The following is an 11875-nucleotide window of genomic DNA, read 5'->3' on the forward strand; positions in this document are numbered from 1 at the left end:
CGCGAACAGCGCTCGAGACTTGCGCTTCGCGCGTGCGCTTCGAGCGCTGTTCGCGCGGCCGGGCCGCTGCGCCGCTGCGCGGCGGACCCTCCTCGAGGTCGGGTCGTGCGGGGTTGGGAGTGCGGTCATGGCGGACTCGAGTGGTGCTGTGTGGCCGGGAGCCCGGTAGGTGGCGGGCTCGAGTCGTGCCATGCGGGCTGGGTGTGCGGTTGGTGACGGGCTCGAGTAGTGCCACGCGGGCTGGGTCTGCGGTAGGTGACGGACTCGAGTAGTGCCACGCGGGCTGGGAGTGCGGTAGGTGACGGACTCGGGTGGTGCCGGGGCTGAGGAGCCTGGTAGGTGGCGCACCGGGGGCGGGTTTGGGCTGTTGTTGGGGAGGACCCGGTGGTGAGGGTGGCTTCGTGTCGGTTGCTCGGGGTGGACCGGTGGGTGGACCGGTCGGTCGCATCGCGGACCAAGCAACGGTTAGGGTGCGTAAGGATCGGGGACCGGCCGTGCGGTGTGGTCGGGGTCTGTCGCGTATCGATCGGCAATGGTGCTGGTCGTGGAGAGGAACGGCTATGAGCGAGTCCGTGGTGCGGGCGCGGGATGCGTCGACGGTGATGCTGGTGCGCGACGGTGCGCGCGGCATCGAGGTTTTCCTGCAGCAGCGGGTGAGCGGGATGGCGTTCGCGGCGGGGGTCACCGTGTTCCCGGGCGGCGGGGTCGACCCGGCCGACGGCACCGCCGACATCGCCTGGACCGGGCCCGAACCCGCCTGGTGGGCACAGCGATTCGGCACCGACGAGCAGTCCGCGCAGGCACTGGTGGCCGCGGCGGTGCGCGAGACGTTCGAGGAGTGCGGTGTGTTGCTCGCCGGCCCGACCGTCGACACCGTGGTGTGCGATTCGACGGTCTACCGAGAGACCCGTGGTCGGCTGGAGCGGCGCGAGATCTCCCTCGCGGGCTTCCTGGCCGCCGAGGGCCTTGTGCTGCGTGCCGATCTGCTGCGTCCGTGGTCGAACTGGATCACGCCCGAGGCCGAGCCGCGCCGCTACGACACCCGGTTCTTCGTGGCGGTGTTGCCGGAGGGGCAGATCGCCGACGGTGCGACCTCCGAGGCCGCGCACGTGCGCTGGCAGACCCCGGTCGAGGCGCTCGAGAGCTGGCGTGCGGGCGAGCATGTGCTGATGCCGCCCACCTGGTCGCAACTCGACGCCCTGTGCGAGTTCGCCGACACCGCCGCGGTGCTGGCCGCCGAGCGGCCGATCGCGCCGATCATGCCGAGGTATTCGCCGGGCGCCGACGGTCGCCCGCTGTCGGACTTTCCCGACAACGAACGGTATTTCGACCAGCTCCCGGACGTGGACGCGCTGCGCGGCCGGTAGGTTTGGCGCCATGGCCGAATTCGTCACCCTCGAGCTGCCCGCCGAGCCCTCCGCTCGCGGCGTCGCGCTGCTGCGCATCGATCGTCCGCCGCTGAACCTCGTCGACGCCCAGCTGGCCCGCGAGGTCGCGGCGGCCGCGCGCACGGTCGCCGACCACCCGGGGGTGGCCGCCCTGATCGTCTACGGCGACGAGCGGGTGTTCAGCGCGGGCGACGAGATGCGCGAACTCGCCGAGCTCGACTCCGGCCAGGCCGCCGCCATGGCCGCCGACCTGCAGGCCGCCCTCGGCTGCCTCACCCGCGTGCCACAGCCGACCGTGGCCGCCATCGCCGGCTATTGCCTCGGTGCGGGACTCGAGCTGGCGCTCGGCGCCGACCACCGCATCGTCGGCGACAACGTGAAGCTCGGTTTCCCTCAGATCAAGGCGGGCCTGATCCCCCTGTCCGGCATTCGCAGGCTCTCGCTGCTGATCGGCCAGAGCCGTGCCAAGGACCTCGTCTACACCGGCCGTTTCGTCGACGCCGAGGATGCCGCGACACTCGGCCTGGTCGACGAAGTGGTCCCCCCCGACGACGTGCTCACCGCCGCCCGCCGCTGGGCCGACCAGTTCGTCACGGCCGCCCCCCGCGCCCTCGCCGCCGCCAAAGCCGTCTTCGAAGCGGGCCCCCACGCCCACTCGACCGCCGTCACCGAGTGGTCGGCCCTCTTCGACACCGACGACACCCGCACCGGCACCCGATCCTTCGCCGCCGACGGCCCGAACAGCGCCGTTTTCACCGGACGCTGACTCTGGACCGGTCAGTCGACCAGCAGGAATGACGCGAAACAAGACCGGCGATTGCGTGCTGAGGGTCTCCTATTACTCTTGCGTGTTATGACGGTTCACCCCGATGATCCGGCGCCGAACCCGCACGCCACCGAGGCCGAGGTCGAAGCAGCGCTGAAGGACACCAAGCTCGCCCAGGTTCTGTACCACGACTGGGAAGCCGAGACCTACGACGACAAGTGGTCGATCTCCTACGACGAGCGCTGTATCGACTATGCCCGCGGCCGCTTCGACCTGGCGGTCGGCCCCGCTCCGCTGCCGTACGAGCGGGCGCTCGAACTCGGCTGTGGCACGGGGTTCTTCCTGCTCAACCTGATGCAGGGCGGGGTGGCCAAGACCGGTTCGGTCACCGACCTCTCGCCGGGCATGGTGAAGGTGGCGCTGCGCAACGCCGAGCACCTCGGCCTCGACGTGGACGGCCGCGTCGCCGACGCCGAGACCATCCCCTACGAGGACGACACCTTCGACCTGGTGTGCGGGCACGCCGTGCTGCACCACATCCCGGATGTGGAGCTGGCGCTGAAGGAATGCCTGCGCGTGCTCAAGCCGGGCGGGCGTTTCGTGTTCGCCGGTGAACCGACCACCGTGGGCAACTTCTACGCCCGCAAGCTCGGTCAGCTCACCTGGAAGGTGACCACCGAGGTCACCAAGCTGCCGTTCCTGTCGGGGTGGCGTCGTCCGCAGACCGAGCTGGACGAGTCCTCGCGCGCCGCCGCGCTCGAGGCCGTCGTCGACCTGCACACCTTCGATCCCAGCGACCTGGAGAAGATGGCTAAGTCGGCCGGTGCCGTCGACGTGAAGGCCACCACCGAGGAATTCGCCGCCGCCCTGTGGGGCTGGCCGGTGCGTACTTTCGAGGCGGCCGTTCCCGACGAGAAGCTGACCGTCGGGTACCGCATGGCCCAGTACCGTGCCTGGCTCGGCCTGAGCTGGCTCGACGAGAACGTGCTGCGCAAGGTGGTTCCGCGCGAGTTCTTCTACAACGCGATGATCACCGGCGTGAAGCCGGGCGCGGCGCAGAAGTAGGTGGGATACCGCTTCGGCCGCGACGATGTCGCCTTCCTCGGCAGCGCGGCGGGACGTGCCGCGCTCGCCGAGGTCGAGCGGCTGGAGCTGACGGCGGCGACGCACCTGCGCGATATCGAGCAGGTGCGTCGCTCGTTTCCCGAGCACGGTGCCGCCTTGATCGAGACCGTGCGGTTGCGGCGCAAGGCGCTGGCGAAGCTGCCCGCGGCGGGGGAGTGGCTGTTCACCGACGACGCGCTGCAACAGGCCACCCCCGCACTTGTCGCCCGGCATCGGGCCGCGCGGTTGGCCGGCCGTGCTGTGCACGACGTGACGTGCTCGATCGGTGCGGAACTGGCCGAGTTGGCGATGATGTGCCCCTTGGTGGTCGGCAGCGATCTCGACGATGTGCGGCTGTCCATGGCTGCGCACAATCTGGGGGTCGTCCCCCTCTCGCCGCCGGGGCCAGGATCTGTCGGCGCGTACCCGTCGGACTGTGGTGGCACTCATTCTGGCGGTGTCGTACCGCCACCTGCGGCTGATCGCGGGCCGGGCAGCGGCGGACAACCCGCAGCGATCATGCGGGTCGGTGTCCGAAACATTGTGCTGGCCAAGGCCGATGCCCTTGTCCCGACGACCCGCGACACTGTCGTCATCGCCGATCCGGCTCGCCGAGCCGACGGCCGCCGCACCTACGACCCCGCCAAACTCCAACCCCCGCTGCCCGACTTGCTCACTGCCTACGCGGGCCGCGACATCGCCGTGAAGTCCGCGCCTGGCCTGGACTTCGACCGGCTCGGGTGGGACGGGGAGATCGAGATCGTCTCCCTCGACGGTGCCGTTCGCGAAGCGTGCCTCTGGTCGCCCGGCCTCACCGAACCCGGCATCACTCGCCGCGCCACTGTCCTCGATTCTCGCGGTGGCGCAACAACTCTCACCGATGCCGAGCCCGACGACATTCCCGAACAAGCGCCTGGTGAGTGGATAATCGACCCCGACGGTGCCGTCGTTCGCGCTGGTCTCGTTCGCCACTACGCCGCGAAACACGGTCTCTGGCAGCTGGATCCGCACATCGCCTACCTCACCGGCGATACCGTGCCCGCCGGCATGCGCGGCTTCCGCATCGAAGACCGCTTCGATCTGCGTGAGAAGACCCTCCGTCAGGAACTGGCCCGCCGCGACTGCGGTGCCCTGGAAATCCTGGTCCGAGGCGTCGACGTCGATCCGGATGCCTTGCGCAAGAAGCTCAAACTCCGCGGCAACCGGCCCTTCACCCTGGTTGTCACCCGAATAGGCCGCAACGCCACAGTTTTCCTCTGCACCGCACAGGCGGCCCAGCTTTCCTGACACACCGCACCGCTACGGGGCCACGACTCGGTGCGGTTCGCCCGAATCAGGCCTCCATCTTCTTCACCACGCGCTGCACGGTGAGCCAGGTGCGGGTGGTGATGTCCTTGCCGTAGGTCTTCTCCAGCCGGGCCATGAAATCGGGCGTCTTGCCGGTGCTGTTGTCGATCACGGTGAGGAACGCTCGTGCGGCGGGGTCGTAGCCGATGACGCGGGTGAGCGGGTCGTCGGTGAAGGCGGACGTATCGGCTTCGCGCATGGTGTGTTTGAAGAAGGTGACGGTGAGATAGGAACCGCGTTCGTGGGTGAGTCCCTCGAAGGGGTCGCGATCGAGCAGCGCACGCAGTTCGGGGTGGCTGCGCACGATGGTGCCGCCGGGGATACCGAGTTCGGTCGCGAGCGCCTGCTGGATGCGGTCTTCGAGATCGTCGCGGTCGTCGTCGGTGCGGAACACCACGTTTCCGCTGCTCAGCACCGTCGCGACGCCCGCGAAACCGAGCCCTTCGAACACCCCGCGCAACTTGTCGTTGCGCATGTTCGGGTTGGTCGGCATGATCCCGCGCAGCAGCGCCGCATAACTGTCCACGTCGCGACCGTACCGACCGTCACCGACAGGAACGGTCCTGTCGGCGGAGTGTCGTTCAGGCTTGTGCGCCCGCGTTCTTCTTCCGTTCGATATCGGCCAGCGCCGCCAGGTAGGCCTCTCGTTCGGCGGCACCGGCGTCCCAGGCCACCTTGCGGTTCTTCACGACCTTGGCGGGTGCTCCGACGGCGATGCTGTAGTCGGGAACGTCGCCGCGCACCACCGCGTGCGCGCCGAGCACGCAGCCGCGGCCCACCCGGGTGTCGCGCAGGACGGTCACCTTCGCGGCGATCCAGGTGTCGGGGCCGATCCGCACGGGGCTCTTCACGATGCCCTGGTCCTTGATGGGCAGGGTGATGTCGTCCATCTTGTGGTCGAAGTCGCAGATGTAGCACCAGTCGGCGACCAGCGTCGACTCACCGATCTCGATGTCGAGGTAGGTGTTGACCACATTGTCCTTGCCGAACACGACCTTGTCGCCGATGCGCAGCGAACCCTCGTGGCAGCGGATGGCGTTGCCGTCGCCGATATGTACCCAGCGCCCGATTTCCATGCGCGCCAATTCGGGAGTGGCGTGGATTTCCACATTGCGGCCGAGGAACACCATTCCGCGCAGCACGATGTGCGGATTGGTGAGCCGGAATTTGAACAGGCGGTAATAACGCACGAGGTACCAGGGGGTGTAGGCGCGATTGGCGAGCACCCAGCGCAACGAATCCCTGGTCAGAAAACGCGCCTGCTGCGGATCGCGGCGGCGTGATCCACGCCAGCGCGCGCTCAGCGGCGCGCCCCACATGCTCGTCACGAACTACTCTCCCTCTTCCGACCTCGACGGCGTCCACCGGGTGAGCCCCGGGGATTCGGTCATCGGGTACACAGAGTACTTTCGCAGGGCACACTTACCGTGCCATACCCCGATCCTCGGCCCGATTACCCAGGAGATCAGCAGGTGCGAACTCGGACTCGCGTCGCCGCCTCGCTCGCTGCCGCCGGTGTGGTGGCGCTGGCCGGTTGCGGCACCGATGTGGACGACATCACCGTCGGCTCCGGAAAGGGTTGGCCCGCAGCCCATCACGACGGCCGCAACAGCGCGGCGAGCCCGGTGAGCGGTGCGTCGGCGATGACGTTGAGCTGGTCGCGGCCGGTGGGTGGGCCGATCGCCCAGCCGGTGACGATCGGCGGCGAGGGTCAGCTGTTCGTCACCACGAGCACCGGCAACTGCGCGGTGTTCTCCTATCAGATGCAGACAGGCCGCAAACGGTTCTGCAACCCGCTCGGTCCGTCGACGATCGAGGCGCCCACCGTGGTCGACGGCATCAACAATGTCTACGTCGGCGACGACGGCGCGGTGAATTCGTTCAACTACCTCGGTCAGCCGCGCTGGCGCACCCCCGTCGCCGGGGTGCCGGTGGCGATCCAGTTCACCGGTGACGGCCGCGTGCTCACGGTGACCCAGTCCGGCCAGGTCGACGTGCTCAGCCGCCAGACCGGCGAACGCGAGGTGCCGACCCTGCAGCTGCTCGGCGAACCCGACTTCCTGAAGTACCCCGGCCTGACGCGCCCCGCCTCCGGCGACGGCCTCGACGACTGCCAGGTCGGCGGCCCGCGCTGCGCGGTCGCCAACACCACCGCCGTCGACCCCGAGACCGGCCGTTTCTTCGTCACCGTGTGGGAACCGGGCAAGCCGATGGCGTCGCTGCGGGCGATGTCCTACGCCGACGGCACCGTGACGCAACTGTGGAGCGCCGACATGCTCACCGACGGCAGCGCGACCAGCCCGGCCCTGTCGTCCGACGGCGCCACCGTGTACGTCGGCGACAACAGTGGCCGCCTGATCGCGGTGAACACCGAGGACGGCAGCACCCGCTGGACCCACGCGCTCGGCTGGACCCCGCGCGGCCGCATCGCCCTGGTCGACGACCTGATCCTCCCGTCCGGCGACGACGGCTACCTGGCCGCCATCCGCGATCACGGCGACCGCGCCGACCGCGCCTGGGAACGTAAGGACCTGGCCCAGCGCGGCACCCCCGCCCTGACCTCCGGCGAGATCGGCTACACGGTCGCCGCCATCGGCGCGGGCCTGAATCTCATCACCTTCGACACCACCACCGGCACCACGATCGACTCCGATCCGCTGCCGAACGCCACCGGCACCACCACCGGCACATCGATGGGGCCCGAGGGTCAGGTCGTCGTCGCCACCCGCCTCGGCGAGATCTTCACCTTCACCCCGGACGCGTAGCTCAGTACGGGTTCGCCTGCGCGGTGAAGCGCGGGTTCAGCTCGCCGGCGAGGGCGCGGGGGAACGAGACGCGCGTCGGGTTGCCGTCGGCGGTGTAGCGCTGGTCGGGGTGCGCCGCGAGATGATCGAGCCAATGGGCCGAGTCGAAGGGCACCGCACCGCGGCCGGAACGGATGCGTGGCACACCGGCCGGATCGAGCCCGGCGTAGGGCGCCGGGGCCGGATTCGAGCCGACGAGCATCACGGCGTCGAAGGTGTAGGTGGTGCCGTCCCAGCTGCCTGCCGTGGTCAGGGATTGGTTGTCGGGGTGGATGCCGAGGGGTAGCGCCATCGTGCGCACGGTGGCGCCCGGCGCGGCGGCCGTCACCGCGCGCACGTTCTCGGCGAACTCGCGTTGCACGCTGTTGTCGTCCAGCGTCGACAGGTTCGGGTGCGTGGCCGTGTGGGCGCCGATCTCGTGACCGTTGGCCACCAGCCAGGGCAGGGCGCGCGGATCGCCCTGGAACGGTTCGTTGTTCACGTAGAAGGTGGCGACCGGCCGGAAATCGGGGTAGCGGGCGCCGAATTCGGCGAGGATGCCCGCGGCGCTGTCGGGGGCGACGGCGCCGGAGTCGGTGAAGGCGAGCTGGCTGGTGGTCGAATCGTCGAAGGTGAGGACCACCGGGTGGGTGCCCGCAGGGAGGTCGAGGCGGCCGGACACGTAGTCGGCGGCGGTCACCGGGCGGTAGCCCTCGCGGTAGAGACGTTCGAGTTCGTCGCGGAATTCGGCTGGGGTCTGGTCGTATTCGCCCGCCGGGTTCGCCGAAATCTGGTGATACATCAACACCGGGACGAGACCGAGCTCGTTGGCGCCGACTTCGGCCGGGTTCGGGGGTGCCGCCGTGGTGCTGTGGGCGGCGGGTGGGTCGATCGAGGCCGCCTCGGTGCTCGTGTCCGTGCACGCCGCGAGGGCGGTGGTCAGCGCGAGGATCGGCAGCAGTCGCGAAAGAGCAGGAGAACCACCTGTCATCAATGCGATATTACGCGGCGGCCTCGGTTTACAGTTGATCTACCGATACCCGCCACATCCGTGTCGGAACCGCGAAATAGTTGGCGTGTCAACAGTATTGGAAGGCGGTGTTGGCGTTGGGGTTCTCATTCCGTTCGGCCGTCCGGTGGCGGTGGACGAGCACCGTCGTCGGAGTCGGCCTGGCGATCGTCGTGGTCGCGCTCGTGGCCGGATTCGCTTTGAGTAGATCGGCCGTGGTGCCGCTCGCCGACACCACGCCACCGACGCTGACCGTGAACCCCGCCGACCCGGTGACGTCGTACCGGTCACCGGTGGTGGTGCGAGGCACCGCCGTCGACGCCGTTCGGGTCTCCATCGGCGCGGAATCGGTGACACCGGCCGAAGACGGGTCGTTCGAGTTCGCGGTGCCGTGGGCGCCCGCCTTCGAAGTGGTCGCCGCCGACGAGGAGGGCAACGCGGCCAGCAGCACCGTCGTCACCGCGCGGACCCTGCCGAGGATGCGGGCGGTGCACGTCACCGCACACGCCTGGTCGCACGACGGGCTGCGTGAATCGGTCCTCGACCTCGCGCGTGAGGGACGCATCGACACCGTGCAGCTCGACATCAAGGACGAGGACGGAGTGGTCGGCTACGACTCGCAGGTGCCCCTTGCCCGGGAGTCCGGTGCCGCCACGAAGATCTACGACGCGCCCGCCGCGCTTCGGCAGTTGCACGACATGGGTGTGCAGGTGGTCGGGCGCATCGTCGCGTTCCGCGATCCGACTCTCGCGTCGTGGGCGTGGCACAGCGGGCGCAACGACTGGGTGGTCCAGAATCCCTCCGGCCAACCGTATTCCAGCCATTACGGGCCGATCGCCTTCACCAATTTCGCCCATCCCGACGTGCGCCGCTACAACATCGACCTGGCCGTGGAAGGTGCGCGGCTCGGGTTCGACGGCATCATGTACGACTACGTCCGTCGCCCCGACGGCAGCCTTACGAGCATGACCTTCACCGGCCTCACCGACACGCCGTCGGCGGCGATCGCGGCCTTCCTCGCCGAGAGCAGGCACCCGGTGAACAGCGCGGGCGCCCACCAGAGCGCAGCCGTCTACGGCATCGCCTCCACCCGCCCCGACCAGATCGCCCAGGACATCCCTCTCATCGCCCGCCACGTCGACTTCGTCGCCCCCATGATCTACCCCTCCCACTGGAACCCCGGCGAATACGGCGTCGCCAACCCCAACGCCCAGCCCTACGACATCGTCTACCGCTCCCTCCAGGACTTCATCACCCAGACCAAGGGCACCAACGCAGGCGTCATCCCCTGGCTCCAGGACTTCTCCCTCGGCGTGAGCTACGGCGACGCCGAAGTCAAAGCCCAGATCGATGCCACCCGCGCCGCCGGTATCGACGGGTTCTTCTTCTGGAACGCGGCTACCCGCTACCACGGGGGTGGAATCCACCCCGCGTGACAGCGGGTCGACGACGTCGGGTCAAGCCTCGGCTTGACCGATATCGGCTTGCCGTGGCGCGGCGGGAACCCATTCGCGCAGCGGCTGAACCACCGTCCCGTAGAAGGTGTCGGTCGCGGAGGTGACGCTCGAGATGAAGCTCGCCGCGGTTCCGGCGCGACGGTTGCCCATCGGGAAGCTCTGCTCGAGTGTGAACGACACGATCGAGCCGGTTCGTCCCTCGATGAGCGACTTCGGGTTCGCCCGCACGACGTCGAGCAGTTCGCAGCTCTCGGTGCCGCGTTCGGAGAACACGGCCTCCACCTGCACCCGGCCCGGTGCCTCGGCGAGCTGCTTGATCAACCAGGACACCCGGCGCGCCGAGGTGCCTTCGTCGGGGGCGGCCATCGCGATGCGGCAGCGCACCTTGTTGGTGCGCACGTCGGCAACCACCGTGAGATCGCCGACGGTGTCGGGGATGCGCAGCACCGCCTCGAAGCAGCCGTCGGCGGCCAACCGTTCGGCGACGGCCGCGGCCCTAGCTGCCGGATCGGTATGGAACTTGCGCGGCAGAATGTGTTTGACCTCGACGCCGAGTTCGGCGGTGAGCCGCAGCGCGAGATGCCTACACAGCGAGACCCAGGTATCGGCGACCGTCAGCGCCTTCTGATCGCCCGCGCGCAACGTGCCCGCCATGACCGCGTCCCGCACGACGACCCAGTGCCTGCCCATGTCGACGAATTCCGCCGCGCCGGAACGGGGATGGTCGAGGTAACGCAGGAACTCGCCGAGAACCCAGGTCTGCAGCGGGTCGTCGATACTGCCGTGCGAGAGCAACATGCGTGCCTCGTGCGCCACCTCCGCCCACGACAGGTGCCGCAGGGCGACCTTCGTCAGCTTGCGGCGGTCGACCTGGACCGGCAGTTCGCCCGGACCGGCCGGGATATCGTTGGACAGGCTGACCACGACGTCGTACTTGCGGCGTCGCGCGACATCGAGATAGCTCTCGAGCTGGTCTTTCCTGAGCTTGCCGTTCCCGGTCTTCACCTCGAGCAACCCGGTCCACTGCTTGCTGCCCCGGCTCACCCGTAGCACGGCATCGGGCACCACCGTCGAATCGCCTGCCTCGTACTGCACTTCGATATAACCCTCGAAGGCACCGACCGGTGCACCCATCCTCGCGCAGACCGCCCGCGCGAAGGGGCGCACGGCCTGCATCGTCGCGACGAGCGCCGAAGTGGTACGCCGTTCCTGTTCCTCACCTGCACCGATGCCGAAGACCGAGAACAGCCGGGCGGGCTGCCAGGTGTCGGATTCGGCCTGGCGGAACTCGATCGGCTTCGACTTGCGCACCGGTCGCTTGGCGGTGCGTACACCACGTGCGGGCGCGGCGGCAGGCGCCGGCTCGGTGACAGTGGTCGCGGGCGCGTCGTGAACCGGTTCGGCCGCTGGCTCGCCATCGTCGATCGACACCCCGAAATCCGTTGCCAGTCCGGCCAGTCCGGATTCCCAGCCCTGCCCGACGGCGCGCACCTTCCAGACGCCTTCGCGGCGGTAGACCTCGCCGAAGACGAAGGCCGACTCGGTGTCGGCGTCGGCAGTCACGTACTCGGCGAGGGAGCGGCCCGCCGCGTCGATCACATGCAGGGCGAGCTTGCCGAGTGTGCCGAAGGTGCCGGTGCCGACGCTGCCCGCCAGCGCGACGGTGTGGATGCCGGCGGGAAGTGCGGAGAGGTCGATCGAAATCCTGGCCTGCCGGCCTTCGTCCGTCACGCTTGTTCCGAGGAATCTGACCGAGCCGTCGGGAGATTCGGGCTGGTTGTAGAAGACGAAATCGGCATCGGAGGCGACGCGTCGGTCGGCGCCGAGTAAGAGTGCCGAGGCGTCGAGTTCGACAGTCGGCTCGGGCCAGCCGATGACGATGTCGACGCGTTCGACATCCGTCGGCAATGCGATGTTCTGGCCCTTGGACAACAGCGGAGACGACACAGCAGCTCACCCTTCGAGGCTCGGCACGACGATCACCGCAAGGCGAATACGGCCGACCGGCCGCCGACCCCCTT

11 protein-coding genes are annotated in these 11875 nt (G+C 68.9%); 6 read left to right on the forward strand and 5 right to left on the reverse strand.

Features of this window, described 5'->3' with window-relative positions; translation table 11 throughout:
- Positions 1 to 192: hypothetical protein (locus ACWEVR_RS12475; RefSeq protein WP_452467036.1), on the reverse strand; the 192-nt coding region annotated here is incomplete at its 3' end.
- Between the two features lie 368 nt (positions 193 to 560).
- Between ACWEVR_RS12475 and ACWEVR_RS12480 the strand changes: the two genes are divergently transcribed.
- The 4 genes from ACWEVR_RS12480 (at position 561) to ACWEVR_RS12495 (ending at position 4545) form a co-directional block, all read left to right on the forward strand.
- The gene (locus tag ACWEVR_RS12480) at positions 561 to 1367 is read left to right on the forward strand and encodes an NUDIX hydrolase (RefSeq protein ID WP_452467037.1); all 807 of its coding nucleotides are present in this window, start codon (positions 561 to 563) and stop codon (positions 1365 to 1367) included.
- A 10-nt stretch (positions 1368 to 1377) separates the two neighbouring features.
- Positions 1378 to 2154, forward strand: a complete 777-nt coding sequence (locus ACWEVR_RS12485) for an enoyl-CoA hydratase-related protein (RefSeq protein WP_452467038.1) — start codon at positions 1378 to 1380, stop codon at positions 2152 to 2154.
- Between the two features lie 87 nt (positions 2155 to 2241).
- On the forward strand, positions 2242 to 3219 hold the full coding sequence (locus tag ACWEVR_RS12490; RefSeq protein ID WP_357150555.1) for a methyltransferase domain-containing protein: 978 nt from the start codon (positions 2242 to 2244) through the stop codon (positions 3217 to 3219).
- Complete coding sequence (locus ACWEVR_RS12495) at positions 3220 to 4545, forward strand: THUMP-like domain-containing protein (protein WP_452467039.1); 1326 nt, start codon at positions 3220 to 3222, stop codon at positions 4543 to 4545.
- 46 nt (positions 4546 to 4591) lie between these two features.
- Here the strand turns inward: ACWEVR_RS12495 and ACWEVR_RS12500 are convergent, their stop codons facing one another.
- Both ACWEVR_RS12500 and ACWEVR_RS12505 read right to left on the reverse strand, forming a co-directional pair.
- On the reverse strand, positions 4592 to 5131 hold the full coding sequence (locus tag ACWEVR_RS12500; protein ID WP_452467040.1) for a DUF1697 domain-containing protein: 540 nt from the start codon (positions 5129 to 5131) through the stop codon (positions 4592 to 4594).
- A gap of 55 nt (positions 5132 to 5186) precedes the next feature.
- The gene (locus tag ACWEVR_RS12505) at positions 5187 to 5924 is read right to left on the reverse strand and encodes an acyltransferase (protein WP_174550295.1); all 738 of its coding nucleotides are present in this window, start codon (positions 5922 to 5924) and stop codon (positions 5187 to 5189) included.
- A gap of 153 nt (positions 5925 to 6077) precedes the next feature.
- Here ACWEVR_RS12505 and ACWEVR_RS12510 point away from each other — a divergent pair, with 153 nt between their 5' ends.
- Positions 6078 to 7370, forward strand: a complete 1293-nt coding sequence (locus ACWEVR_RS12510; protein WP_452467041.1) for an outer membrane protein assembly factor BamB family protein — start codon at positions 6078 to 6080, stop codon at positions 7368 to 7370.
- A gap of 1 nt (position 7371) precedes the next feature.
- Here ACWEVR_RS12510 and ACWEVR_RS12515 read toward each other — a convergent pair whose 3' ends face one another.
- Entirely contained in the window at positions 7372 to 8379 is a 1008-nt protein-coding gene (locus ACWEVR_RS12515) for a polysaccharide deacetylase family protein (RefSeq protein WP_452467042.1), read from the reverse strand.
- A gap of 116 nt (positions 8380 to 8495) precedes the next feature.
- On the opposite strand from ACWEVR_RS12515, the gene ACWEVR_RS12520 reads away from it, so the two are divergent.
- Positions 8496 to 9833: a putative glycoside hydrolase gene (locus ACWEVR_RS12520; protein ID WP_452467043.1), complete on the forward strand. Its 1338-nt coding sequence runs from the start codon at positions 8496 to 8498 to the stop codon at positions 9831 to 9833.
- A 21-nt stretch (positions 9834 to 9854) separates the two neighbouring features.
- Here the strand turns inward: ACWEVR_RS12520 and ACWEVR_RS12525 are convergent, their stop codons facing one another.
- Positions 9855 to 11801 (reverse strand): TerD family protein, encoded by a 1947-nt coding sequence (locus ACWEVR_RS12525; RefSeq protein WP_452467044.1) that lies wholly within the window; start codon positions 11799 to 11801, stop codon positions 9855 to 9857.
- Positions 11802 to 11875: the final 74 nt, after the last annotated feature.

Source organism: Nocardia sp. NPDC003979, assembly GCF_053605015.1.

Coding starts and splice junctions, on each gene's coding strand:
- ACWEVR_RS12480 (WP_452467037.1), top strand. CDS start 561: ATGAGCGAGTCCGTGGTGCGGGCGCGGGATGCGTCGACGGTGATGCTG.
- ACWEVR_RS12485 (WP_452467038.1), top strand. CDS start 1,378: ATGGCCGAATTCGTCACCCTCGAGCTGCCCGCCGAGCCCTCCGCTCGC.
- ACWEVR_RS12490 (WP_357150555.1), top strand. CDS start 2,242: ATGACGGTTCACCCCGATGATCCGGCGCCGAACCCGCACGCCACCGAG.
- ACWEVR_RS12505 (WP_174550295.1), bottom strand. CDS start 5,924: ATGTGGGGCGCGCCGCTGAGCGCGCGCTGGCGTGGATCACGCCGCCGC.
- ACWEVR_RS12515 (WP_452467042.1), bottom strand. CDS start 8,379: ATGACAGGTGGTTCTCCTGCTCTTTCGCGACTGCTGCCGATCCTCGCG.